The 25,740-nt window shown below is 63.2% G+C and carries 22 protein-coding genes; 5 read left to right on the forward strand and 17 right to left on the reverse strand.

The window, feature by feature from the left end:
- Positions 1-2: 2 nt before the first annotated feature.
- The 5 genes from PSH81_RS15780 to PSH81_RS15800 form a co-directional block, all read right to left on the reverse strand.
- On the reverse strand, positions 3-767 hold the full coding sequence (locus tag PSH81_RS15780) for an energy transducer TonB (protein WP_226457484.1): 765 nt from the start codon (positions 765-767) through the stop codon (positions 3-5).
- Positions 764-1,210, reverse strand: a complete 447-nt coding sequence (gene tolR / locus PSH81_RS15785) for a protein TolR (RefSeq protein WP_226457483.1) — start codon at positions 1,208-1,210, stop codon at positions 764-766. The genes PSH81_RS15780 and tolR overlap by 4 nt, the downstream gene beginning before the upstream one ends.
- A gap of 15 nt (positions 1,211-1,225) precedes the next feature.
- Entirely contained in the window at positions 1,226-1,918 is a 693-nt protein-coding gene (gene tolQ / locus PSH81_RS15790) for a protein TolQ (RefSeq protein ID WP_192296408.1), read from the reverse strand.
- A 46-nt stretch (positions 1,919-1,964) separates the two neighbouring features.
- The gene (locus tag PSH81_RS15795) at positions 1,965-3,827 is read right to left on the reverse strand and encodes a phytase (RefSeq protein WP_305391038.1); all 1,863 of its coding nucleotides are present in this window, start codon (positions 3,825-3,827) and stop codon (positions 1,965-1,967) included.
- Between the two features lie 83 nt (positions 3,828-3,910).
- Positions 3,911-6,424, reverse strand: a complete 2,514-nt coding sequence (locus PSH81_RS15800) for a TonB-dependent receptor (RefSeq protein WP_305391039.1) — start codon at positions 6,422-6,424, stop codon at positions 3,911-3,913.
- A gap of 414 nt (positions 6,425-6,838) precedes the next feature.
- Here PSH81_RS15800 and PSH81_RS15805 point away from each other — a divergent pair, with 414 nt between their 5' ends.
- Both PSH81_RS15805 and PSH81_RS15810 read left to right on the forward strand, forming a co-directional pair.
- Positions 6,839-7,753 carry a GGDEF domain-containing protein gene (locus tag PSH81_RS15805; RefSeq protein WP_226457479.1) on the forward strand — a complete coding sequence of 305 codons (915 nt, stop codon included), beginning with the start codon at positions 6,839-6,841 and terminating at the stop codon, positions 7,751-7,753.
- Between the two features lies 1 nt (position 7,754).
- On the forward strand, positions 7,755-8,792 hold the full coding sequence (locus tag PSH81_RS15810) for an AraC family transcriptional regulator (RefSeq protein WP_305391040.1): 1,038 nt from the start codon (positions 7,755-7,757) through the stop codon (positions 8,790-8,792).
- Here PSH81_RS15810 and PSH81_RS15815 read toward each other — a convergent pair.
- The 6 genes from PSH81_RS15815 to PSH81_RS15840 all read right to left on the reverse strand — a co-directional run bounded on the left by PSH81_RS15815 (position 8,779) and on the right by PSH81_RS15840 (position 15,177).
- A complete protein-coding gene (locus PSH81_RS15815; protein WP_226457477.1) occupies positions 8,779-9,660 on the reverse strand; it encodes a LysR family transcriptional regulator in 882 nt (293 codons plus the stop codon). The two genes, PSH81_RS15810 and PSH81_RS15815, sit on opposite strands and share 14 nt — an antisense overlap.
- A 214-nt stretch (positions 9,661-9,874) precedes the next feature.
- A complete protein-coding gene (ycaC, locus tag PSH81_RS15820; protein ID WP_192296414.1) occupies positions 9,875-10,492 on the reverse strand; it encodes an isochorismate family cysteine hydrolase YcaC in 618 nt (205 codons plus the stop codon).
- A 28-nt stretch (positions 10,493-10,520) separates the two neighbouring features.
- Positions 10,521-12,359, reverse strand: a complete 1,839-nt coding sequence (locus tag PSH81_RS15825; protein ID WP_305391041.1) for an amidohydrolase — start codon at positions 12,357-12,359, stop codon at positions 10,521-10,523.
- Positions 12,356-12,946 (reverse strand): antibiotic biosynthesis monooxygenase, encoded by a 591-nt coding sequence (locus PSH81_RS15830; RefSeq protein WP_305391042.1) that lies wholly within the window; start codon positions 12,944-12,946, stop codon positions 12,356-12,358. The genes PSH81_RS15825 and PSH81_RS15830 overlap by 4 nt, the downstream gene beginning before the upstream one ends.
- Positions 12,947-13,176: 230 nt before the next feature.
- On the reverse strand, positions 13,177-14,139 hold the full coding sequence (locus PSH81_RS15835) for a hypothetical protein (RefSeq protein ID WP_305391043.1): 963 nt from the start codon (positions 14,137-14,139) through the stop codon (positions 13,177-13,179).
- Positions 14,140-14,262: 123 nt separating this feature from the next.
- Positions 14,263-15,177, reverse strand: coding sequence for a LysR family transcriptional regulator (locus tag PSH81_RS15840; protein WP_305391044.1), 915 nt, complete (start codon positions 15,175-15,177; stop codon positions 14,263-14,265).
- A gap of 204 nt (positions 15,178-15,381) precedes the next feature.
- On the opposite strand from PSH81_RS15840, the gene PSH81_RS15845 reads away from it, so the two are divergent.
- Both PSH81_RS15845 and PSH81_RS15850 read left to right on the forward strand, forming a co-directional pair.
- Positions 15,382-15,780 (forward strand): helix-turn-helix domain-containing protein, encoded by a 399-nt coding sequence (locus PSH81_RS15845; protein ID WP_192296418.1) that lies wholly within the window; start codon positions 15,382-15,384, stop codon positions 15,778-15,780.
- Positions 15,781-15,838: 58 nt separating this feature from the next.
- Complete coding sequence (locus PSH81_RS15850) at positions 15,839-18,601, forward strand: winged helix-turn-helix domain-containing protein (protein WP_226457471.1); 2,763 nt, start codon at positions 15,839-15,841, stop codon at positions 18,599-18,601.
- Here PSH81_RS15850 and PSH81_RS15855 read toward each other — a convergent pair.
- Positions 18,548-19,999 carry a winged helix-turn-helix domain-containing protein gene (locus PSH81_RS15855; protein WP_305391045.1) on the reverse strand — a complete coding sequence of 484 codons (1,452 nt, stop codon included), beginning with the start codon at positions 19,997-19,999 and terminating at the stop codon, positions 18,548-18,550. The two genes, PSH81_RS15850 and PSH81_RS15855, sit on opposite strands and share 54 nt — an antisense overlap.
- 148 nt (positions 20,000-20,147) lie before the next feature.
- Positions 20,148-21,098, reverse strand: a complete 951-nt coding sequence (locus tag PSH81_RS15860; RefSeq protein ID WP_192296421.1) for a GlxA family transcriptional regulator — start codon at positions 21,096-21,098, stop codon at positions 20,148-20,150.
- 182 nt (positions 21,099-21,280) lie between these two features.
- Here PSH81_RS15860 and PSH81_RS15865 point away from each other — a divergent pair, with 182 nt between their 5' ends.
- Positions 21,281-22,003 carry a pirin family protein gene (locus tag PSH81_RS15865; RefSeq protein ID WP_305391046.1) on the forward strand — a complete coding sequence of 241 codons (723 nt, stop codon included), beginning with the start codon at positions 21,281-21,283 and terminating at the stop codon, positions 22,001-22,003.
- A 95-nt stretch (positions 22,004-22,098) separates the two neighbouring features.
- On the opposite strand, the gene PSH81_RS15870 is transcribed toward PSH81_RS15865, so the two are convergent.
- The 4 genes from PSH81_RS15870 to PSH81_RS15885 form a co-directional block, all read right to left on the reverse strand.
- Entirely contained in the window at positions 22,099-22,530 is a 432-nt protein-coding gene (locus PSH81_RS15870) for a hypothetical protein (RefSeq protein WP_305391047.1), read from the reverse strand.
- Between the two features lie 261 nt (positions 22,531-22,791).
- Positions 22,792-23,580 (reverse strand): ABC transporter ATP-binding protein, encoded by a 789-nt coding sequence (locus tag PSH81_RS15875; protein ID WP_305391048.1) that lies wholly within the window; start codon positions 23,578-23,580, stop codon positions 22,792-22,794.
- Entirely contained in the window at positions 23,574-24,563 is a 990-nt protein-coding gene (locus PSH81_RS15880) for an ABC transporter permease (RefSeq protein WP_305391049.1), read from the reverse strand. The genes PSH81_RS15875 and PSH81_RS15880 overlap by 7 nt, the downstream gene beginning before the upstream one ends.
- The gene (locus PSH81_RS15885; protein ID WP_305391050.1) at positions 24,550-25,608 is read right to left on the reverse strand and encodes an ABC transporter substrate-binding protein; all 1,059 of its coding nucleotides are present in this window, start codon (positions 25,606-25,608) and stop codon (positions 24,550-24,552) included. Before PSH81_RS15885 ends, PSH81_RS15880 begins: the two co-directional genes overlap by 14 nt.
- Positions 25,609-25,740: the final 132 nt, after the last annotated feature.

The raw sequence follows: 25,740 nt of genomic DNA on the forward strand, positions 1-25,740 counted from the left end.
GCCTATTTGATGCGGTAGTGGAAGGTGTTGCGCACCGCCGGTACGGCGACCGCCTTGCCCTCAACGATGCGCGGCTGGTAGCGGAAGGTGTTCGCCGCCGCCAGTGAAGGCCGCATGAACAATGGATGGCAGCCGTCGAGCACCCGGGGATTTTCCACGCGGCCCTGGGGGTTGACGGTGTACTCCACGGAGCAATCGCCTTCGATGTTCTTGTCCAGGGCGCGCTCCGGGTAGTCCGGAGCTTGCTTGCTCAAGGGCTGGTATTGGCGGCTGTCAAACGCCGGGGCTGCCGCCGGGGCCGCAGGACGGGCGCGTTCGGCGGCCAGGCGTTGTTGGTCCAGGCGCTGCTGTTCCAACTCGCGGTTGCGCTGCTCGGTCGCCAGTCGCTCTTGCTGCTGCGCGATTTTCTGGTCCTCGACCCGCTTGCGGGCCAAGGCGGCTTTCTCCAGCTTTTGCGCCTGGATCCGTGGATCGACCACGGGTTTGGGCGGTACCGGCACGGCAACCGGCTCCGGTGGCGCGGGGGGTACGACGGCCACTGGCTCAGGCACCGGCGCGGGCGCCGGTGGCAGCATCACCAACTGGGTGTGCATCACCCGTGGTGCCTCCACCAGCGGTTTTTCCGTGGACCAGCCCAGCATCAGCGCGGCCAACACACCGACGTGCAGCGCCACCGCGATGCTCGCCGCCAAGCTGTTGCGCCAAAACCCCGCCGTGTCCCGGGGCAGCCTTGCCAGCGTTGGACTGTGCATGATCATCGCCGTCATTGCGGGGCCTCGGTCACCAGCCCCAGGTTGCTCACACCGCCTTTCTGCAACACCGCCATGGCCGCGACCACGCGGCCGTAGCCGGCGTTATCGTCGGCGCGGATGTACACCTGGGTGTCACTGCGCGCCGCCACCACCTGCATGACCTTGGCGCCCATTTCATCCAGGCTCACGGCGCTGTCGGTCTGGTGCGTGGTGTCCAGTTCGCCACCGAGGTTCCAGTAGTAGCCACCGTCGGCTTTCACCGACAACGTCAGGATCTGCTGGCGCGTGTCGGTGGCCAGCGCCTCGGCGGCGACCTTGGGCAGTTCGATCTTCACGCCCTGGGTCAGCATCGGCGCGGTGACCATGAAGATCACCAGCAGCACCAGCATCACGTCGATATACGGCACCACGTTCATCTCGGCCTTGGGCCCGTGCTTGCGTTGCGGCCTGGTCAGCATCGTCTTGCTCCTCTTTCAGGCGGCCACGGCCAGGTTGATCGGCGTGCCGCGCAAGGTGCGGTGCAGGCGCACTTGCAGTTCGTTGCCAAAGGCGTAGTAGCGGGTGAGCAAGGTCTGGCCACGGGCCGCAAAGCGGTTGTAGGCGATCACCGCCGGAATCGCCGCAAACAGACCGATAGCCGTGGCGATCAACGCTTCAGCGATGCCCGGCGCCACCGTGGACAGCGTGGCCTGTTGCACCTGGGACAAACCGATGAACGAATTCATGATGCCCCACACGGTGCCAAACAAGCCGATGTAAGGGCTGACCGAGCCCACGGTCGCGAGAAATTGCAGGCCCTTTTCCAGTTCGATTTCCTGCTCGGTGATCGCCACCTGCAACGCCCGCTCCACCCCTTCGAGCACCGCCGGATCATGGCTGTGCAGGTGCTGGTATTCCTCGATCCCGGCGATAAAGATCGGCGCAATGCCGCCCTCGCCCGCCTGCACCGCGTCGCGGTACAGCGGCTGCAAGTCGGGCGCAGCGCGAAAGCGCTGCACAAAAGCGTGCAACTGGCGCTCCAGGCGGCGCAGCACAGTGCCGCGCTGGATGATCAAGTACCAACTGAGCAAGGAAGCCAGCAGCAGCGTGATCATCACCGCCTTGACCAACAGGCTGGCGTCGCTGATCAAACCCCAGATCGTCATATGTTCCATCGTCGCGTGCATGGTGAACTCCTATTCGAATAAAAAGTGATGACCGGGTGATGACGCGTTACGGCAATTTCAGCGTGCGGGTCACCTCGGCCCACGGCACAAACTTGAAGTTCTGGGCCTGCTCGGGCATGCGCTTGCGCCCGTCCTGCACCACCAGCATGCCCTGGCTCCAGGGCCCGCCGAGGTTGATCGCAGTGACTTCCAGGCCATCGGTCTGCGAAGCACCGTCGATGCCGGCATCGGCATTCAGGCCGACGCGAAACGCACCGTGGGTGGCGAACGGCGGTTCGGCATCCACCACCAGGTAGCTGTCGTTGCCCTGGCTGGAGATCACCAGGTAGTCGCGTTTATCGCTCTGGTACAACGCCAGGCCCTCGACGTCCGCATGCAGTTGCGGCCCCACCTTGATCACGCTGGTGAGCTTGGCCGGCTGGTCGGCGCGGGCATCCACCGCCCACACGCCGACGTCTTCTTCACCGATAAACAGGCGCTGGCGCTGGTCATCGGCCACGCAGCCTTCGGGCTGGCTGTCGACCTTGAACTGGCGCACCAACTCGCCGTGCACGCGGCCGTCCGCGGCGCTCAGGCGGTATTGCAGGAAGGTGCCGTCCTTGTCGTTGGCGATGGCATAGATCTCGCCACTGGCGGGCTGAAACAGGCAGATGCCGTAGATCGCCTTGAGCGGCGTCGGCACTTCACCGGCTTCGCGCAGCTCGCCGCTGCTGCGGTCGATGCTGAACAGGCTCAGGCTGTTGTGATCACGGTTGCTGGCGACGGCGAGGTCGACGGTCTGCGTGCCCAACTTGAAATTGGGGCGCACGTCGACGTTGTTCAGGCGCCCGACCGCCAGTTCCTGCAACAGCTTGCCGTCCAGGTCATAGGCCAGCAGGCCCTGCTTTTTGTTGGTGCCGAGCACGCGGCTTTTGCCCGGCTGCTCGGGGTGAATCCAGATCGCCGGATCATCCGCTGCATCGCCCTGACGGCCGACAGGATCGGTCTGGCGCATGGCCGCGACCTCTGGAATCACCGCTTCGACCGGCACCGACTTGGCCTGCCAATTGAGCTTGCCCTGATAGAGCTTGCCAGTGTCGTCATCACGCACCAGCAGTTGCTGGCCGCTCACCGCCAGTTGCTCCGGTTCCTTGAGGCCTGGCAGGTTCAGGCTCGATTGCTCCACCCAGCGCTCACCGCTTTGCTGGAACAGATGCAGTTGAGCCGTCTTGGGATCAAGCGCGACCACACCTCCCGGTATCAGCGCCATGGCCCCGGCTTCGCGCTTGGGATTGTCGAACACCGCCACCGGCGTGCGTTTCACATCCGCTTCCGGGTGCGCCGGGTAAGCCCACCAGCCGAGGTTTTCTTCGTTCACCACCAGGCGATTGGCGCCGTCGTCCACCTGGCAGAATTGCGCCGACGGCGGCAGCGGCAAACCGCGCACACGCTGCGGCTCGCTCAACAGCGTCGCAGCGTGACCGACCAGCCATTGCTCGCCCTTGCCTTCCTCTCCGACGAGGAACACAAACAGGTTGGCGGCGGAGTCGCGGTAGAGGCACAGGCCATTCACCGCGTAGTCGCGGGTGGGCAGGTAGAGCGGTTTGCCGAAGGTTTTCGCGGACGCATCGAGGTTGATCAGCAGGGCTTGCTGGCGATCATTGTCGAGGCTGGCGACCAGGGTCTGGGAGCCGGCGGTGCGGGTATCGAGGCTGCTGAAATTGCCCTTGAAACGGGCCAGTTCGGCACCTTTGGCGTCGACCAGTTGCAAGCCGTCACGGGGGCTGGCGGTGAGGCGCTGGGTGTCGCTCAGGAACGTGATTGCTTCGGCATTCAGGCCTGGCGCCCAGGGCGTCAGCGCCAGGTCGGCGGCCATTGCAGGCACGGCGGTCGCCAATGTCATCAGCAGGTACAGCTTGGAAATTCTCATGTACGGGTAAATCCTTTGAAAACAATGGAGTTCTACTGTGGGAGCTGGCTTGCCTGCTCCCACATTTAGATCAGTGTTGGTGCTTAGAAATGGGTGAAGGTCAGGCCGACTTTGTAGGTCGGGCCGTACTCCTCGTATTGGCCGTTGTAGCTGCGATGGCCGGTGTAGACGAAGTACGACTCATCCGTCAGGTTCTGCGCCTCGAAGCTCACTTGCAGGTTCTTGGTCAGCGAGTAGCGCGCGCTGAAATCGACGAAGGTCTGCGCATCCACGTGCAGGTCGTGGGCCTTGTCGTTGATCGAGGCCAGCTCGTACAGATAGGCCGACTTGTAGTTGGCCGACAGGCGCAGGCTGAGCTTGTCGTCTTCCCAACCGAGCATCAGGTTGCCGACGCTGTCCGACTGGTTCGGCAGGCTGATATTGCGTTTGCGGTTGCTGCCGCTGGCACTGTCGAAGCCCTCGATGTCGGCGCTGGAGCGGCTGAACGTGGTGTTGGCGCCGACCAGCAAGCCGTTCCACGGCGCCGGCAGCCAGTCGAACTTCTGCGAATAGGCCAGTTCCAGGCCGTAGAGCTTGGCACTGTCGCCATTGGCGTAGGTGTGGGCCTCGGAAAAATTGGTCCAGGCGCCGGTACCGGCCAGGTCGGTGTTGTAGACGAAGTTCTTGATGTCCTTGTAGAACACGAACGCCGAGACAGTGCCGGCGCGCCCCATGAAGTGCTCGATGCCCAGGTCCAGGTTGCTCGATTCCAGGGGCTTGAGATTCGGGTTGCCGAAGGTGGCTTCGTCATCGTCTATCACAAAGCCCGGCGCCAGCTGGCCGAAGGTCGGGCGCACCACGGATTTGGTCCAGGCCGCGCGCACCTGGGTGTTCTTGTCGATCTGGTAGCGCGCATGCAGGCCCGGCAGCCAGTGGTGGTAGCGGCGCTGGGTGTGGTTGTCGCTGAACACGCCGTCGGTGGCGCCGGTGCCTTTGGCGTCGAACTCGGTGCCTTCGTAGCGCAGGCCGGCGATGAAGCGCCAGTCGTCGATGTCGACAGTGTTCATCAGGTAACCGGCGTTGATGTCTTCGCGGATGGTGAAGTCGTTGACCCGCGATTCGGTCTCGTCATAAAAGTCCGCCGCATTCAGGCCGCCGAGCAGTTGCTTGATACCACTGGCGCTGATGCCGGGGCCGTAGTTGCCCAGGCGGTAGTCGACATTGCCCTTCTGGAACTGGGTGAGGTTGAGCTGTTCGTCGCTGAAACCGAGGTCATCGAAGTTCTTGTAGGCCCAGGCTTCCAGGTCGTTGGTCTTGTGGCGGCGGCTGACTTTGCCGCCGAACTTGAACTGCGAGGCGTAGCCGCTCAGGTCGTAGTCGCGGGCCAGGTCCAGGCGCAGGTTTTTCTCGGTGTCCTTGGTGTTCTGTTTTTCCCAGTCGACTTTGTCGAGGGTGTAGTTGCTGGCGTCGTAGAAACCGGCGCCGATGATCGGCCGTGGCTTGTCCTTGTCGTAGAAGCCGCTATTGGCGAAGTCGCCGCCGTCGAAGGTCGCACCGGCGATATGCCCCGGGCTGTCTTCGCTGGACTGGCTGTAACCGGCCTGGCCGCTGAGGGTCCACAGGCCAAGCATGCGCTCGCCGCCAAACACGTAGGACTGGATTTCCTGAGTCTCTTCGCGGTTCTTCAACTTGCGCTTGGCTTCGGCATCGCCCAGTTCGCCGGCAGCCAGCGGGTCGGCAAATTCGATGCTGGTGGAGTTGCGGGTCTCGGTGTCCTTGTAGCGGCTGTAGAGGGTGCGCAGGTAATAACTGCTGAGGTCGTCGGGCTTGTAGTCGAAGTTCAGCCCACCACCGGCACGCTCGCGGCTGATGTCGTAGTCACGCTGTTCGAATTCGTTGAGTTTGGCGCCGTCGGTGAAGTCCCAGGCGCCGCCGGTCTCGACGTTGTCCGAGCCGAAGTCACGCTTCTGCCAGCTCAGCGCGGCGGCCACGCCGAAGTTTTCGATGCCATCGCCAAGGCTGAAACGATTGCTGGCCGCGCCGGAGAATTTCGGGCTGGTCTGGCTGGTGTTCTTGTCGTAGCTGGCTTCGCTGCTACCGGTGTAGAACAGGCCCTTGTGGTCGAAGGCCGAGAGGCTTTGCACGTCGACGGTGCCGCCGAGGGAGTTGGCGTCCATGTCCGGGGTCAAGGTCTTGATCACCGACAGCGATTGCACCAGCTCCGAAGGCAGCACATCCAGGGCCACGGCGCGGCGTGCGCTTTCCGGGGCTGGCACCAGGGTGCCGTTGATGGTCACGCTGTTGAGGTCCGGGCCCAGGCCGCGCACGCTGACGAAGCGCCCTTCGCCCTGGTCGCGCTCGACGCTGACACCGGGCAGGCGCTGCACGGCTTCGGCGACGTTTTCATCCGGCAACTGGGCGACGCCGTCGGCGTGCACCACGCTCTTGATGCTGTCGGAAGTGCGCTGCTCCTTCAACGCCGAATCAATCGCCGCCGCCTGGCCGACCACTTCAACGTGCTCGGTGGTGGCCGCCTCGGCCGCATTGAGCCGCTCACTGGCAATCGCCAGGGCCAAGGCGGTAAGCGTGAAGCTGACGAGCCCGGTGCGCTTGTACATGCAATCCTCCCCAAGAATCCTGTGGCGCCAGGCAAGAGGCCTGGCAACTGGGAGGGCAAGCTAGGGGTGGGGGATGACGGTTCTGTGACAGGAGTTGGCTGTGAACCCCGTAAACCGGGGTTTTGAGCGGGTTTACGCGAACAAATGAGCTGAAATGACCTCGGTCAAAAAGTGGGGCTTGTGTGGGAGCGGGCTTGCTCGCGAATGCAGTGTGTCAGTCAAAGCTGTTCTAACTGACCCACCGCCTTCGCGAGCAAGCCCGCTCCCACACAGCCAGCGCCACATTTGATCTGTGTTTGCCAGTGAATTGTGTTTTAGCCGTGAGCTGATTCGACCCACCCCCACCGTCATGCAACCGTCACATCCATCTGCTGTGCTGGCGCCCATCGCTTCGTTGCCCAAGGACTCGCGGCCATGTTCTGCGTACTCAAACCCCACCGCTGGAAACTCGCCCTGCTGCTGATCGCCGCCAACCTCGGCCTGCTCCTGCACCTGGCCTGCGGCGAGTTGAAAAGCGTCAGCGAATGGGTCTGGCTGGACATCTTCGGCGAGGGCGGCTCGGCCCTGCTCGCCCTGGTCTGGCTTGGCCTGGTGCTGAAAAGCCGCCCCGCCGGGCGCGTGACCAACTACCTGGCGCTGGGCCTGTCGTGCATCTTTTTCTCATGGTGGATCGACAGCCTCGACGAGTTCATCCGCCTGCCCGACAGCATCACCTGGGACCACTGGCTCGAATCCGGGCCGATGCCGGTGGGCATGATCCTGCTGACCATCGGCATCTACCACTGGCACCGCGAGCAACTGGCGATCAGCGCGCAGATGGAGAAGCGCGAGCGGCTGTTCCGCGAGCACCGGCTGTTCGACAAACTCACGCCACTGGCCGGTGCCGACTACCTCAAGCGCCAGTTGGCCGAGAGCCTGCAAGACAGCCGCGAGCAACAACAGCCGCTGTCGTTGCTGGCCCTGGACCTGGACAACTTCGCCGCAATCAACCAGGCCTACGGCCATGCCGAAGGCGACGCGGTATTGCAGGCCCTCAGCCATGCACTGTTGCTGAACCTGCGCCGCCAGGATTTGCTGTGCCGCCTGGCCGGTGATCGTTTTGTGGTGCTGCTGCCAAACACCGGCGAACGCCAGGCCCAGGTGCTCGCACTGGAACTGCAACAGAGCGTACGCGCCCTCGCCCACAAGACCCGCCAGCAAGGCGAACGCCTGCAACTGGCGGCGACCACGGCCGTGGTGATGGCCCTCGACGAAGCGCCCCAGGACTTGCTCAAGCGCCTGAACCTGGCCCTCGCCCGCGCCAAACACCCCCTCGCGAAAAGCGCCTGAGATGGTCGTGAAAACCGACTGGTATGAAGCCGACAGCCGCTTCATCCCTGGGCACTACCAACCCGCCACACTGATCGACCTGGCTTTGTCGCGGGACATCGACAGCCATCGCCTGCTACGCGGCACCGGGCTGTTTCACGACGACATCCTGGCCGGTACGGCGCGCCTGAGTCCGCAGCAGTTTTTTGCGCTGATCGGCAACAGCCGCAAATTATTGGACGCCGACGACAGCAGCTTCCTGTTTGGCCAGCGCCTGCTGCCAGGCTATTACGGCGCGGCCAGCCACGCCTTGGGGCATGCGCAGAACCTGCATCAGGCCCTCGAGATCCTGATCCAGCAGCAAGTGCTGCTCAGCCCATTGGTGAGCCTGCAACTGGAACTGGATGAGCACCACGCCTACCTGTACTGGCTGGACAGCTGCGGCGCCGGCGAACACTGGCGTTTCCTGCTGGAAGCGAGCATGACCTCGCTGGTTGCCATGAGTCAGTGGCTCAGCGGCGAACGCCTGCCGTGGGCGTGCAGTGTCAGCCATGCCGAGCCGCGTTACGTCGAGCAGTATTGGGTGCACCTGGGCGAAGAAACCCGCTTCGAACGCCCGCTGGACATGCTGAGCATCCCCCGTGAATACCTGACCCGTGCCTGGCCGGGCGCCTCGGCCACGGCTGGGCAAGTGGCACGCCAGCAAGCCCGCGAGCAGATCGAGCAGTTGGGTTTTGCCGGCAGTTTTCTCGATTGCCTCCACGATTACCTGCGCGACCAGGTGCGCCAGGCGCCGAGCCTGGAGCAGGCGGCCCAGGCCTTCGCCATGAGCCCGGCGACCCTCAAGCGCAAGTTGCACAAGCACGACACCGGGTTTCAGCAGCAGGTCGACCGCGTGCGCAAGCAGGTGGCGTTGCACCTGTATCAGGTCAAGGGCTACAGCAATGAGGAAGTGGCGGCGTATTTGAACTTCAACGACGCGGCGAACTTTCGCCGCGCGTTCAAGCGCTGGACCGGCAGCACACCGAGCCTGATCCGCCAGCTGTTCAACAGCCGCTAGCCAGGCGCTCGCGCAGGAATTCCACCAGCGCCTGCACCGGGCGCGAACTTTGCCGGTGCTGCGGGTACACCGCCGACAGGGTCAGGTCTTCGGGGGCGAATTCGTCGAGGACCGTCACCAGGCGGCCGTCCTTCAACGCCTCGCCGACGATAAAAGTCGGCAGGTAGGTGACGCCCAGCCCGGCAATCGCGGTGTCGCGCAACAGGTCGCCGTTGTTCACGCGCATGCGCCCGCACACGTTCACCGCTTGCAGCTTGCCCTTGAAGCGCCACTGCACCTGGCGACCATGGCCGTAGGGCAGGCAGTCATGCGCGGCGAGGTCATCGGGTTTTTGCGGGGTGCCGCGCCGGGCCAGGTAGTCGGGGCTGGCGCAGTACACCCGGGGGATGCCGGCGATGCGGCGGGCAATCAGGGTTGAGTCTTCCAGGGTGCCGATGCGCAGCACCAGATCGTAGCCTTCGCCGATCAGGTCCACGGGACGGTCACTGAGGTCGACCTCGACCGCGACCTCGGGATAGCGCTGCAAGAACAACGGCAACAGGCAACCCAGATGGGCCATGGCAAACGACAACGGCGCGCTCAGGCGAATGGTGCCGCGCGGCTCGCTGTTCTGGCCGGCGATGCCCTGCTCCACTTGCTCGACTTCACTGAGCAGGCGCAAGGCGGATTCGTAGTAACTCTGGCCGAGTGGCGTAACGTCCAGGCGGCGGGTGGAGCGGTTGAGCAGACGCACGCCGAGGCGGTCTTCGAGCTGGATCAGGCGGCGGCTGACAAACTGCTTGGACAGGCCCAACTGTTCGGCGGCGGCGGTGAAGCTGCCGGATTCCATGACCTGGCAAAACAGGCGCATGTCTTCAAAGGGGTTCATTGTCGCTTCTCGGTGGACATTTAAGCGGTTGTATAACCGGTTAGTCGCAATACCACAAAACAAAATGTGGGAGCTGGCTTCTGTGGGAGCGGGCTTGCTCGCGAAAGCGCTGGGTCAGTTGGAACATCTTTGACTGACACGCCGCATTCGCGAGCAAGCCCGCTCCCACAAAAAACCGGCTCCCACAGGGTTCAACGGTGTGATGCAGAACCGCTTACTTGGCAGTAAACGCCGAGTAGCTGTTCATCAGGTTGCGGTAGTTGGGGATGCGCGGCGACAGCAGGTTGGCCAGGCCTTCCATGTCGTTGCGCCAGTCACGTTGCAGCTCGCACGCCACCGCAAACCAGTTCACCAGTTGTGCACCGGCGGCGGTCATGCGTGCCCAGGCAGCCTGCTGCACGGTTTCGTTGAAGGTCCCCGATGCATCGGTGACCACGAACACTTCAAAGCCTTCCTCCAGCGCGCACAAGGTCGGGAACGCCACGCACACATCGGTCACCACACCGGCAATGATGATCTGCTTGCGACCGGTCGCCTTCACGGCCTTGACGAAATCTTCGTTGTCCCAGGCGTTGATCTGGCCAGGGCGGGCGATGTACGGCGCGTCCGGGAACAGTTCTTTCAGCTCAGGCACCAGCGGACCGTTGGGGCCGCTTTCAAAGCTGGTGGTGAGGATGGTCGGCAGGTTGAAGAACTTCGCCACATCGGCCAGGGCCAGGACGTTGTTCTTGAATTCGTTCGGCGAGAAATCCTGCACCAGCGAGATCAGGCCAGTCTGGTGGTCAACCAACAGTACAACGGCGTCATCTTTGTTCAAACGAGGGCTAGCCATGGTTCAACTCCTTACGGGGGATGGGAAATCAGAAAGCAAAGCAGGAACAGCCAAACGCGCCCCAGAAACCCTGGAAGTCGCTGACCGGCACGCTGGAAAGCCGGGCCTTTTCATGGCTGTGGGAATGCACGCCGCACGGGCCGCTGCACTGGTGAACCTGGGCCTGCAACGGCGAACTCGGACGCCAGTGCCCCGGCACCTTGACCACCGGCGACCAGTCCGGCAGCACCGGCACGCGTGGCGGTGCGACATCTTCAAAGTCGCCGGCGCCGTAGACCACTTTGCCGCCGACCACGGTGAGGACCGACTCGATCCACTTGATGGCTTCTTCATCGACGCTGAAAAAGTCCGCCGACAGTGCGGCGACGTCCGCCAACTGGCCGACCTTGATCTGGCCCTTCTTGCCCTGCTCGGACGAGAACCAGGCGCTGCCATGGGTGAACAGCTCCAGCGCGGTCAGGCGCGGCAGGCCTTCGGCGTGCAGCTCCAGGCCGCCCACGGTGCGGCCGCTGACCATCCAGTACAGCGAGGTCCACGGGTTGTAGCTCGACACGCGCGTGGCATCGGTGCCCGCGCCGACCGGCACGCCTTCGGCGAGCATGCGCTTGATCGGCGGCGTGGCTTCGGCGGCCTTGGCGCCGTAGCGCTCGACGAAGTACTCGCCCTGGAACGCCATGCGGTCCTGGATCGCAATACCACCGCCAAGGGCGCGCACGCGCTCGATGTTTTTCGGCGTGATGGTTTCGGCGTGGTCGAAGAACCACGGCAAGCCGTTGAACGGGATGTCGCGGTTGACCTTCTCGAACACGTCGAGCATGCGCGAGATGGATTCGTCATAGGTAGCGTGCAGGCGGAACGGCCAGCGCTGCTCCACCAGGTGGCGGACCACCGGCTCCAGCTCCTGCTCCATGGTCAACGGCAGGTCCGGGCGTGGTTCGAGGAAGTCCTCGAAGTCGGCGGCGGAGAACACCAGCATCTCGCCGGCGCCGTTGTGGCGCAGGTAGTCGTCGCCCTGGTGCAGGGTCACGCTGCCGGTCCAGTTCTTGAAGTCGGCGAGCTCTTCCTTGGGCTTCTGGGTGAACAGGTTGTAGGCGATGCGCACCGTCAACTGTTCGTCCTTGGCCAACTGCTCGATTACCGCGTAGTCGTCCGGGTAGTTCTGGAAACCACCGCCGGCGTCGATTGCGCTGGTCAGGCCCAGGCGATTGAGTTCACGCATGAACTGGCGGGTCGAGTTGACCTGGTACTCCAGCGGCAGTTTCGGGCCCTTGGCCAGAGTCGAATACAGGATCATCGCGTTGGGGCGCGCCACCAGCATGCCGGTGTGGTTGCCGTTGCTGTCACGCACGATCTCGCCGCCCGGCGGGTTCGGCGTGTCCTTGGTGTAGCCGGCCACGCGCAGGGCGGCGCGGTTGAGCAAGGCGCGGTCGTAGAGGTGCAGTACAAACACCGGGGTGTCCGGCGCGGCCTGGTTGAGTTCGTCCAGGGTCGGCATGCGTTTTTCGGCGAACTGGAATTCGTTCCAGCCACCGACCACGCGCACCCACTGTGGCGTCGGGGTGCGGTCGGCCTGGTCCTTGAGCATGCGCAATGCATCGGCCAGGGATGGCACGCCTTCCCAACGCAACTCCAGGTTGTAGTTCAAGCCACCACGGATCAGGTGCAGGTGCGAGTCGTTGAGGCCCGGGATCACGGTGCGGCCCTTGAGGTCGATGACCTGGGTGCCGCTGCCGCGCAGCGCCATGGCTTGAGCATCGGTACCGACGGCGACAAAGCGCCCTTGGTGGATGGCGACGGCGGTGGCGCGCGGGTTTTCCCGGTCCACCGTGTGGAACTGGCCATTGAACAGAATCAGATCGGCGTTCATAGGGTTTCCTTTACAGAGGCTTCAAGCCAGGGAGCGAACAGGCGGGTGGCCGCCGGCATCAGCAGGTAGACCACCAGCAGCACGATGGTCAGGGTGATCAGGAACGTGGCGACCACATAGTTGGAGAGCAACGGGTGCAGGCGCAGCACCGGGCCCCAGATGATCGGTACCAGCAGGGTCAGCGGCAGGATCACGCACAGCGTGACCACGGCTTGCTTCCAGCGCGGCGGCTTGGCGGCGTTTTCGGTTTCGGGGTTGAACCAGAACTCGTTGACGGCACCGATTTCGGTGTTGTCGCCGTCGGCCAGCATGGGGGCGGCTTCGGCGATCAGGGTCTTGCGTTCGGGGGAATCGAGCCACTGTTCCAGAGCATCGGTGGAGCGGTAGCGCAGGACGCAGGTGAACAGCGCGAGCTTGTTTTGTTTGCTGCGTACGACGTCCACACCGAGGTGGCCGGGGCGCTCGCCGGCAATGCGCACGATGCGGCGTAGCCAGGCTTCGTAGTCGGTTTCGCGGCCTGGCTTGACCAGGTGTTTGACGACCAGTGTGACGACTTCGTCGGGGCTGGTTTTGGGTGTAGGGTCCATGACGTTTGATTCCCCCCTGGAGAGTTGAGCGATGGGGGGAGTTTGGTGGGGATTGGGGATGGGGAATTGGATGTATGTGCTGTTTGGGGTGGGTGGGTTGGGTACACACCCGTTACCGAACAAACGGATATGCACGCCAAACCTTAAAGCACCGGCGCCATGTGTTCGCCCATCCGCCCACGCGTTTGATTGTTCGCGGGGCTCAATAACAACACCTCAGGTTCTAGACTTCAGGCCTTCTTTTCATAGCCAACCCCCTGAAGAGAAAATTTCACTTGGGTACGCCTATCAAACTTTTTTGTAATCTCCTGGGTGCCGGTTATTGAATTCGAGAATCGGCCATACAAGCCTCTGCTATTGACTGAACCGTTTCTAACACGGCCTCTGTCGTCTGTACTAAAGGGAGCAAAAAAACTGCCACTTGTCGGCGCAATCTGTGAACTTCGGTCGATCCCCGCGCCATAGTGTTCAACAAATCCAACATTGGAGCCGGCCAATGCAACTTTCTGATCGACATCAATATCTTTCACATGCTGTCTGGGCCCAGGCTTATCGGGGTCCGTAACATCCTGAACATAGGCCTTTAGCCGCTTGGCGTTATCGGGATCTCGCTCTACTGTCAGGTTATATTTATGACCAAACTTGAAATCTACCAATGTGCTATTACTGCCCCCTGGTCCTCCATCCGCCTCGGAACGACCTTTGGGAGCGCTGAAATGCGGACCAAATCCGGAAAACACCACCAGTGCCTTACCGTCACCGCGTGGCTGCATCCCAATGTAGCCAGTCCCCAGCTTATTACCTTTTTCATTATTGACGCCGAACTGCATCGCGTAATAGATCCCGCCATCCTTGCTGCTCTTGCGTTGAGCGCCTTTATCGATAGTTATTGGAAACGTGATATTGCTCAGTCCAGGGCTAGGCGCATAAATACTGTAACTCACACCGAATAGTCCATTCGGCGCGGTCGCCTGTTTTTTTATTTGAAGTTTTGGCTCACTGACCCTGTCAAGCTTTGACGTCACGGTAGTTTCCGCAGCGCCGGCATGTGCTGCCAGCTGCGGGCTTTTGCGGTGTCCTTCACTGTGACTACTGCGCTGCTCATGCAGCACACTCGCCGATGATAAACCTGGTGTGAGAACAGACGTTTCAGGTGCTATCTGTGGAAACAGTGGTAAGTTGCCAATGCGCATAGGATTAACTGCCTTCGCTGGAAAAGTCCCTCCATAGTAGAAAGCCTTTACTCAAAGAGGCTGTCAGTAAAACGACTCGGACGTCCTGGATTTTGCTTAATTCTGGCGCGGGTTGGTCGGCGATCAAACCTGAAGCGCCCGCGCCATATGCTCAGCAATCCGCCCACGCAACCAGCGCTCCGCCGGATCATTGTCATGCACCCCACTCCACACCATCGACAGCTCCGCGGCATCAATCGCAAACGGCGGATCTTCCGCCCGTAAGGGGGTGCCTTCGGTCAACGCACACGCCGCATAATCCGGCACTGTCGCAATAATCTGCGTACCCGCCAACAACGCCCGCAGCCCACTGAACTGCGGCACCGCCAGCACCACCCGGCGGGCCCGGCCGATCCGGGCCAAATCCAGATCAATGTTGCCGCTCAGGTCTCCGGAGAACGACACCATTGCATGGGGCCGCGCACAGTACTCATCCAGGGTCAGCGGCTCGACACCGTCGTCCCCGCGCAGCACCTTGCACGGAATATCCCGCAGTTTCTTGCGCTTGGCATTCGCCGGTAATTCCGTGGTGTAGCTGACCCCCACGGAAATCTCGCCACTGGCCAGCAACGCCGACATCAGCAGGTAGTTCGCGCGGCGCACCACCACGACAATCCCGGGCGCCTCTTCACGCAGTTGGCTGAGCAACGGTGGGAACAGGCCAAACTCGGCGTCGTCGGACAGGCCGATACGAAACACCGCACAGCTGGTTGAAGGGTCGAAGTCCTTGGCGCGACTGACGGCGCCCGAGATGATGTCCATGGCCGGTTGCAACTCCTTGAGTATCGCCACGGCACGTGGCGTGGGCTCCATGCCCCGCCCGTTGCGCAGCAGCAACGGATCGTCGAACAGGTCGCGCAGGCGGCCCAGGGCGGCACTCACCGCCGGTTGGCCCATGAACAGTTTTTCGGCGACCCGGGTCAGGTTCTTCTCGAACATCAGCGCCTCGAAAATCACCAGCAGGTTCATGTCGACGCGACGCAGGTCGTTGCGATTCATAGCGGTATCCACACGATTGGCGAACCGCCAGATAAGCACGCAGAACGCCGCCTGGATTGCACGCCTGTGCTGTCTTTTCAACGCCCGGACCTGGCGAAATTAACAACGATTAACTCGTCAGCCGGGCGGTCAGGCGCCAAGAATGTGTCGGTCTACACTGCATCCATCCACCGGGAACGCTCCCATCGACTACGGATATTCGTCATGGCCCGACTCGAGCAACTTGCTCCCCGTTTATCTGCAACCGGCGGCCTGTGCTCGCGCCGCGAACGGATTGCCAAGCAACTGATCCTCGCCAACCTTGGGGAAAGCCTGACCATTGCCGAACTGGCCCAGGCCTGCGCCCTGTCGCGCAGCCACTTCTCCCGTGCCTTCAAGTGCAGCACCGGGTTGTCACCCCAGGAATGGATCCGCCAGCAGCGCATCCAGCGGGCCAAGGAGCTGATCACCGGTTCCGACTTGAGCCTGACGCAGATTAGCCTGGAGTGCGGGTTCTGCGACCAGGCGCATTTCTGCCATATGTTTACCCGCAGCGTCGGTGTCAACCCGATGACCTGGCGAAACCACCAATCGCGTCACAAACCACAGGTGATTGCGGCCTAGTGGTCTGCACACGCCTGGAATATGCTGGCCAGACCCTTTTCCAGGAACGTGGCCGCCCATGAGTGACCTCAGCGACCAGGCCGTGCAGTTCGGCCCTTACCGCATCCACCCGCGCCAGCGCCTGGTGCTGGAAGGCGGCCGGCCGTTGCGCCTGGGGCGGCGCGCGGTGGATATCCTGCTGGTCCTGCTGGAACAGGCCGGCAATGTGGTGAGCAAGCAGGAATTGATGGCCCGCGTGTGGCCCAAAAGCGTGGTGGAGGACGGCAACCTGCGGGTGCATATGGCGGCGCTGCGTAAGGCCTTGGGCGATGGCCAGGCCGGGCAGCGCTATATCGTGACGGTGGCCCAACGCGGCTACAGTTTTGTCGCACCACTGAGCATCGAACCGATGAGCCTGCCCACCGAGGGTGCATCACCGCGCCCGTGCCATAACCTGCCACTGCGGCGCACGCGGATGATCGGCCGCCAGGCCCTGATCGACGCACTGGTGCAGCAGATGCCCGTGCTACGCTTCATCACCCTGACCGGCGCCGGCGGCATGGGCAAGACCACCGTGGCGCTGCGGGTTGCGGAGTTGCTGATCGGGCATTACCGCGACGGCATTTGCCTGCTCGACCTGGCGCCGCTGAGCACGCCGTCGATGATTCTGCCCAACCTCGCCGCCCTGCTCGACCTCACGCTCACCGAGGCGCAACCGCTGCTGTCCCTCGCTCGAAACCTGCAATCGCGCCAACTGTTGCTGGTGATCGACAACTGCGAACACCTGCTGGACGACATCGCGCTGATCAGCGAAACCCTGCTGCGCCACGCGCCCGAGCTGCACATCATCGCCACCAGCCGTGAAGCGTTGCGCGCCGAGGGTGAATCGGTGCAGCGCCTGGAACCGCTGGCCTGCCCGCCCGCCACCGGCAACCGCGCCCAGGCCCTGGGCTACCCGGCCTTGCAGCTGCTGATCGAGCGGGCCATGTCCCACCAGGACAGCTTTGCATTGAGCGAAGCCGAACTGCCGCTGGCGATTGATATTTGCCAGCGCCTGGATGGCATTCCCTTGGCCATCGAGTTGGTCGCTGCGCAGATCGAACGCTTCGGCCTGCAAGGCTTGCGGGTACAGATGGAAGACAACTTCCGCCTGCTGACCCGTGGCCGCCGCAACGCCCTGCCCCGTCAACAAACCCTGCGCGCCACCCTGGATTGGAGCTTCGACCTGCTCACGGGTTGCGAGCAGATTTGCCTGCGCCGCCTCGCGGTATTCCGCGGTAGCTTCAGCCTGGCCAGCGCGGCGGCAGTGATCGCCGGGGAGCGTATCGCACCGCTCGAAGTGCTGGGTTCCATCACCCAATTGGTCGCCAAGTCGCTGTTGAATGTGGAGGCTGGCGATGACGAGGTGGTCTATCGCCTGCACGACATCACCCGCACCTATGCCCTGGAAAAACTCAGCGGCGCCAACGAGCTCGACACCACCCGCGAGCGCCATGCCGAGCGCTGCCTGGCGCTGATGGAGCAGGCGCAGGACGATTGGGAACTGATCGCGACCCAGGCCTGGCTCGACCGCTACGCCCCCTTGCGCGAAGACATCCGCGCCGCCCTCGACTGGGGCCTCGGCGACCAGGGCGCCCATTTGCTGGGGATTCGTCTCACCGTCAGCGCGATGCCGTTGTGGCAAGAGCTGTCGCTGCTGCGCGAACACGGCCTGTACGTGGGCAAGGCCCTGGCGCGCCTGGGCCAATCGACCACACCGAGCCAGCGTTTGCGCATGGCGTTGCAACTGGCGCTGGGCAGTTTTTCCTATCACACCCAGGGCGGCACGCCGCAAACCATCGAGGCATTCGCCTGCGCCAGGCGCCTGGCTGAAGCTGGCAAGGACCTGGCCGGCCAGTTGCGCGCCGTGTCGGGCCAGATGGCGGTCAGCCTGTGCTGCGGCAACTATCGCGAAGCCTTGGTGCAGAGCCTGCACTTCGACCAACTGGGGCCCCAGGCCGACCCCTTGCTGGACCTCAGCGCACAACGCCTGCGGGTGCTGGCGCAACACTTCGCCGGCAACCAGGCGCTGGCCTTGCACAACGCCGAGCAGGTGATCCAGCGTATGGCCCAGAGCGGCCATCTCAACCGTTTTACCCATGGCTTTGGCGTGCAGTACGACCAGAGCGTGGCGTCGTTGACGATCCTTGCACGCATCCAGTGGCTGCGCGGTTTCCCGGAGCGCGCGGCACGTACCGCCGATCAGGCGCTGGCATTGGCGTTGCAGATCAACCATGGCACCTCGATCTGCTACACGCTGGCCCTGGCCGGGGTGGTGATCGCCCGCTACAACGGTGACACCGACGCCACCCGCGAGCAGATGGACTTGCTGCTGCAACAGGCGCAGAAACACTCGGCACAGCTGTTCCACACCTGGGCACGCTGCTACGCCGGGACGCTACCGATGGCAGACGTGCAGGGCCTGGGGCTGGTGGAGGACATCCTGCTGACCTTCAACGCCATCGCGGTGAGCGATGCAGTATTCGAACGCGCCAGCAACGGCATGGCCGGCTGGTGCACCGCGGAGATCCTGCGAGTACGTGCCGAAAGCCTCGACGACAAGCGCGCCGCCGAAAGCCTGCTGCTCGAAGCCCTCGGCCTGGCGCACCAGCAAGGCGCCCTGGCCTGGGAGCTGCGCAGTGCCACGGCGTTGGCGCGGTTGTGGCAAAGCCAGGGGCGCGTGCAGGCGGCGCGTGACCTGCTGGAATCGGTTTACGGGCGGTTCAGCGAAGGCTTTGGAACCGCGGATCTAGTCCGAGTACGCTGCCTGCTCGACGAGTTGCAGGACAAACGACCGGCCTGAAAACGGCCCCAGGTAATGCCCGTAGCCCGCTTGCAAACGCGCCACCTGCTGCGGGTCGCGCAGTTGCGCCAGGGCGTAGCTGCGCAGGCTGTTGAGCAGGCGATAACGTGCAGGCCCAGGGCCCGGTTCCTGCGCCAGCAACGAAGTGCCGACCAGCCGTGCCAGCAGATAGGCCAGGTCGGCATGTTCCAGTTCGGTGCCCGCGACCAGCTCGATCAACACGGGCAAGCTCACGGCCATCTTGAACAGGCCCATTTGCAGGAACAGCCAGCGCTCCGGCAGGCTCAGGCGTGCGTAACTCCAATCCAAAGCCGCCGTGAAGGACTGGTGGCGCTCCACCGCCGTGCGGCGCCCGCGCGTCAACACCTGCAAGCCACTGCGCAATTGGCTTTGCACGCCCTGTATGCCGAGGGCTTCGACCTGGGCGGCCGCCAACTCCAGGGCCAATGGCAGGCCATCGAGGCGCCGGCAGATCTCGCGCAGCGGCGCCAGGTCCTGGGGCCGCAACTCAAAACCCTGCTGGCCGGCCCGCACCCGCGCGACAAACAGCTGCACCGCCGGCGCCGTCATCGCCTGTTCGACACTGCCCCACGCACATGGCGCCGGCAGAGGTAGCCGGGGCACGCGCTGCACCCACTCACCGGGCAATTGCAGAGCTTCGCGGCTGCTGAGCAAGACGCTGACCCGGGGCGCGTGCTGCGCCAGGGCGCGCACCAGATGGCGACAGGCACTCAGCAGCAAATCGGCACCATCGAGCACCAGCAACAATTGGCGCGTTGCCAAGGGTTTGCACAGTGCCTGGGTGCTGGCACAGGGTTCCAGGCCAAGCGCCTGGGCCAGATGGTGCAGCATCTGGGTGGGCGCTTGCACGGTCGCCAGGTCCACCCACCACACACCATCGCGGTAACGCGGCAGCATCCGTTCGGCCAGGGCCAGCGCCAGGCTGCTCTTGCCCACGCCGGCGCAACCGGTCAGGGTCATCAGGCGTTGCCCGCACAGGCGCCGCGCCAACACGCCCAGCAGCTCATCGCGGCCAATCAGCGGGCTGAGGCGCACTGCCAGGTTGTGCCGGGACTGGCTGACTTGAGCAGCGCCCTGCACCGGCGCGACAAAGCTGTAGCCGCGCTGGGGGTCGTTGATGATGCACGGCTGGCCATCAAACGCACGGCGCAGCGCGGCAATGTGCACGCGCAGGTTGTTTTCCTCCACTACGCTGCTGGGCCAGACGCGGGCGATCAGGGTGTCCTTGCTGACAAACTGCCCCGGCACCTCCAGCAGCACCGCGAGGATGTCCAGCGCCCGCCCGCCCAGCGGCACCGGAAAGCCAGCCTTGCTGACCAGCCGTTGCTGCGGGTGAAAGGTGTAGCGGCCAAAGCTCACCGTGGGCGCGTTGTTCATCTCGATAAAGCGCTGAAACACCCGGCCTTGGGCGTTTGCGCATCCTTTTTTATGGGCGTGGAGCTATCTTGCCAGCTCGCCGTGACAGGACAATGCTGGCACGGGGAGCCACACGGACATTGGAGTGCGCGAGACGGCCATACCGTCCTTAACTGAATTGCTGGCGGTACTGAGTCGGGTTGAGGCCGAGTTTCTCGCTGAACAGAGAACGCATGTAGCGCACACTGCCGAAGCCGGCATGGAAGGCCACGGTCTTGAGCGGCAGGTCAGTGGTTTCGAGCAAGTGGCGGGCCCGGTCGATGCGCGCGCCCTGCAAAAATGCCATCGGCGTCATTTGCACGTCCTTGGCAAATACCCGGGCAAAGTGGCGCGCACTCATCCCCGCCAGATCGGCCATCGAATCGATGGTGAACGGCTGATCCAGATGCGCCAACACGTGGTTCTGTACCCGCGTGATCGGCGTTTCCTGGGGCGCTACCGCCGCAGTCATCGGGCTGAACTGGGCTTGGCCGCCCTGGCGTTTCATCACCACCAGCAGCACCTTGGCCACATCCACCGCGACCTGCTTGCCGTGGTCCTGGGCGACCACCGACAGCGCCAGGTCGATACCGGCGGTGACGCCGCCCGAGGTGATCAAGCGACCGTCCTGCAAGTAAATGCGGTCGGTCTCGACGATGGCCTTGGGAAAGCCCTGGATCAGCCGCTCGGTGTAGTGCCAATGGGTGGTCACGCGGTGGCCGTCGAGCAACCCGGCATGCCCCAGCACAAACGCGCCGGTGCAGATCGAACCAAAGCGGCGCGCCTTGGGGGCGCTAGCCTTGAGCCACGGCAGCAACGCGGGATGGCATTCGTTATAGGCACCAGGGCCGCCGGGCACCAGCAGCAGGTCATAGGCGTCGTGGGCGTGTTCCAGCAACAGATCGGGCTGCACCAGCACGCCATTGGACGCACGTAGCGCGCCGGGCTCGGTGCCGACGGTGAGGATGCGGTAATGCTCGGCCACTGGCAGGTAGCGGTTGGCAATCGAAAACACTTCGAGCGGCCCGGCCATGTCGAGCAACAGGAAGTCCGGGAACAGCGCCATGGCCACGGTTTTCATAGGGGCGGCAAATCCATCGAATAAGGTACGGGCCGGGCATTATGGCACGTCTTATATTGTCAATCTCAAGGGGACAGTTATTCAAATTTCAGCTTCTTAATGAATATACGGATAACCATTAACCTTCTTCTCAACGCCAGCGCACTGCATCTCGCAGCCAACGCTCACTTGAGGACAAGACCATGCTGACCCTTCGCAAAGCTTCCGAACGCGGCGCCGCCAATCACGGTTGGTTGAAGTCGTTCCACACCTTCTCGTTCGCCAACTACTGGAACCCCAACGAGCAGGGTTTCTCCGACCTGCTAGTGATCAACGATGACCGCGTCGCCGCCGGCAAAGGCTTCGGCCAGCACCCGCACCGCGACATGGAGATTTTCTCCTACGTGCTCGAAGGCGCCCTGGAACACAAGGACACCCTCGGCACCGGCTCGGTGATCCGTCCTGGCGACGTACAACTGATGAGCGCCGGCAGCGGCGTGGCCCACAGCGAGTTCAACCACAGCCAGACCCGTGGCGTGCACTTCCTGCAAATCTGGATTGTGCCGAACGTGGTCGGTGCCGAGCCGCGCTATCAGCAGGAGCACTTCAGCGAAGCGCAGAAACGCGGACGCTTGCAGTTGATCATCTCGCCGGACGGCGCTGACGGTTCGCTGAACGTGCGCCAGGATGCACGGGTGTATGCCGGGCTGTTCAACGGCGACGAAAGCGCGACCCTCGACCTCGCCGCGGACCGCTACGCCTACATCCACGTGGCCCGTGGCAGCGTTGAAATCAACGGCCAGCGCTTTGCCGAAGGTGACGGTGCGCGAGTGCGCAATGAGCAGCAGATCCACCTCAGCCACGGCGACGACGCCGAGGTGCTGGTGTTCGACCTGCGCCCTCAGGAACTGCCACGCATGCCGTGACCGGCACGGCGATGGCCCCTCGAAACGGGCCATCGCTGGCGTCGATAGTCACCATCAGCGCAATGAAGTTCTCTTAAAAAATGCAACGCGTAACATCAAACCCATACCCGGCAACACCCAACCTTAAACATCTGGAGCACACCATCATGAAACGCCAAATCCTGCTTAGCCTCGCTTTCTCGGTACTCGCTGCAAACGCTTTTGCTCATCCTGTTGTCGCTGAAGGCGGTGCAGACCGCTTGATTGAAAGCCGCGTTGCCGAAGGTGGTGCGGATCGCCTGCAAGGAAATCGTGTCGCCGAAGGTGGTGCGGATCGCCTGCAGGAACGTGGCCTGGCTGAAGGCGGTGCAGATCGTCTGCAGGAACGTGGTCTGGCCGAAGGCGGTGCGGATCGTCTGCAGGAACGTGGTCTGGCTGAAGGCGGTGCGGATCGTCTGCAGGAACGTGGTCTGGCTGAAGGTGGTGCAGATCGTCTGCAGGAACGTGGTCTGGCTGAAGGCGGTGCGGATCGTCTGCTGGGCAACCACGTATAACCCGCACTGTTCGCGGGGTACTCCAAACCGGCCTGATCAGCCGGTTTTTTTTCGCCCCGAATAAACCCGGATATTTGCCCCCCTCAAAACACGACCTGTAGTGAGCGGGCTTGCCCCGCGCTGGGTGGCGAAGCCGCCCCAACACGACCGACGCGGTGTTTCAGGGAGGTCGAGGTGCCTGGGTTTGGGGCGGCTTCGCCACCCAGCGCGGGCAAGCCCGCTCACTACATGGCCCCGCCTGTCTCGGGTCGGTTTCTACCAGTTTTCTCCCAACCCGAGCAGGCCCAGGATCTGCCGCCGCAAGTCGACCAGATACGGATCATCACGATGCCGGGGGTACGGCCGTTCGATGGTCAACTGTGCCTGGATTTTTGCCGGGCGATCGCTGAATACGATCACGCGGTTGGCCAGCAGCAAGGCTTCTTCCACGTCATGGGTCACCAGCAACGCCGTGTAGCCCTGGCGTTGCCACAACTCGATCAACTCTTTTTGCATGGTGATGCGCGTCAGGGAGTCCAGCTTGCCCAGCGGTTCGTCGAGGATCAGCAAGCGCGGTTGATTGACCAGCGCACGGGCCAACGCCACGCGCTGCGCCATGCCGCCGGACAACTGGCGCGGATAGGCGCGGGCGAACTGGCGCAGGCCGACCTTGTCCAGGGCCTCATCGACCTTGGCCGAATGCGTCTTGAGCAAACCCTGGGCTTCCAGGCCCAGCGCAACGTTGTCCCACACCCGGCGCCAGGGGTAGAGGGTCGGGTCCTGGAACACCACCACGCGGCTCGGGTCCGGCCCGGTGATGGGTACGCCGTCGGCGAGCAAGCGCCCGGAATCCGCCGGTTCCAGCCCGGCGACCAAGCGCAGCAGGGTGGATTTGCCGCAGCCGGAAGGACCGAGCAGTGCGACGAATTCCCCCGGCGCCACGTCCAGCGACACCCGTTCCAACACCGGCAAATGCTCGCCGTCCAGGGCAAAACCGTGGCTGAGGTTGTCGATGCGCAGCGCCAATCCCGTCGACGCCGATACCGCGTGTGCCAGGGCTACCATTTCATCGCTCCTTTCTGCCAGGCCAGCAAGCGGTCACGCACCAGAAACAACCCGGTGATCAACCCCGAACAGGCCAATGCCATGATCAACAGTGCGGCGTACATATTCGCGTAAGCGGCCCAGCCTTGGGCCCATTGCAGATACCAGCCGATGCCGGATTTGACCCCCATCATTTCCGCCACCACCAGGGTCGAAAACGAGGCGCCCAAGCCCATGAACAAACCGACGAATACGTGGGGCAGCGCCGCCGGAATCGCCACTTTGAAAATCAGGAAGCCTTGCTTGGCGCCGAGGGTGCGTGCCACGTCGTAATAGGCCTTGTCCACGCTGGCCACACCGGACCAGGTCAGCACCGTGACCGGAAACCAGGTGGCCAGCGCGATCAGAAACACACTCGCGCTCCAGCTGCTCGGAAACATGAAAAAGCACAGCGGCAACAACGCCGTCGACGGCACCGGGCCAAGGATGCGCAGCAGCGGGTGCAGCCAATAGCCAATACGCGTTGACCAACCGATGGCGACACCGGCGATAAACCCGCTGATCGCCCCCAGCGCCACGCCGGAACCGAGCAGCAACGCGGAGTTGAGCAGGCTGTCGGCCAGGCGTGCGTAGTCTTCGACGTACACCGCGAGCAAGGCCTGGGGTGGTGCAAAAAACGGCACCGGAAGGAGCGCGAGTTTGGCGGTGAGCAGCTCCCAGATGCCCAGCAGCACCGGCAAGGCGATCAGCCACGGCGCGCCAGTACGCAGGCGCTGGCCCAGTTTGGCGATACGCAGACCGAGCAGGCTCAGCACAACGAACAAGACCGCCAGACCCACGCAGAGATTCGCCAAGCCCTGGGTCATCGGCCAATGGCGCACCGCGTTGGGCCAGTAGCTGATCAACAGCGCGACGGCCAGCCAGGCCGCCACCACGGCGGCGCCCTGCCCCCAGGCCTTGAATGTCAGCGGCGGGTTGAGGGTTGTCGCGTCAGCTGAAGACATCGGCGGTGATCTCCTTGGCAAACTCCGCCGGGTCAGTACTCTTGCTGATCACTTCGACGGTTTTCAGGTCGGTGACGTAAGTCAGGATTTCCTCGGTCAACGCCGCGCCCACCGCGTGGTGGCCGTGGGTGTGGTCGTGAAGGATCGCCTGCACTTCTTCCACCGAAGTGTTCAGCGCATGGGCCTGGAAGCCTTTGGCGACCGCTTCCGGGTGTTGCACGCTATAGTCATGGGCTTCGAGGATCGCCTGGGTCAGCGCCGCAACCACGCGTTTGTCTTCGCGCACCAACTTGCCGGTGACACCGACCACGCAGCAACTGAGGTTGGCGTATTCCTCCACCAGGTTGGTGGACAGTTCCCGCGCCACGCCGGACTTGATCAGGCGATACATGAACGGGTCGCTGCCGCTCACCGCCTGCACTTCGCCGCGCTCCAGGGCGGTGCCGAGCAAGTCGGCGGGGTACAGGCGCCACTCCACGTCACGCACCGGGTCAACGCCGTGTTTTTTCAGCAGGATCGAGAAGAAATTGCGGTCCGGGCTGGCCATGTCGGTGACGCCAATGGCCTTGCCCTTGAGGTCTTCCAGCTTGCTGATACGGCCATTCGCGGCACTGAGCAAACGCAGGCAACCGCCGTGGGTACCGGCGGTGAGTTTGACGTCGAAGCCCTGCTCCAGTGCCTTGAGCCAACGCAGCGCCATGCCCACGCCCGCATCGGCCTTGCCGGTGGCGATGGCCTCCAGCAGCACCTCGGTGGAGTTGCCGAAGTTGACCAATTCCACGTCCAGGTTGTGCCGGGTGAAAAAGCCCTGCCCGTGGGCGATCACCACCGGAGCCAGGCATACGGCGTTGAGGTTGACGGCCAGCTTGAGTTTGCGCGGGGCGTCGAGGCGGATGAAATCGCCAGTGCCCGAGGGCTCCTGCGGCGGGTGGTGGCCGGCGTGTTCGTCGGCACCGAAAGCCAGGTGCGGCAGCGTCAGGCCGGCCAGGGTGATGCCGGCCATGCCGAGCAAGTGGCGACGGGTCAAATGGTCGAGTGCAGCCATGGAGAGTTTCCCTTCAAAGAGGCCAGCAGCCATATGCCAAAAATTGCACAGGGCTCGAAAACAAATCGCTTTCGATTATATTAATGACGAATGATTATGAAAGGACCCTATAATTCTATGGTTATGCCCGAT

It is taken from the genome of Pseudomonas sp. FP2335 (assembly GCF_030687535.1).
Taxonomy (GTDB): Bacteria; Pseudomonadota; Gammaproteobacteria; order Pseudomonadales; family Pseudomonadaceae; genus Aquipseudomonas.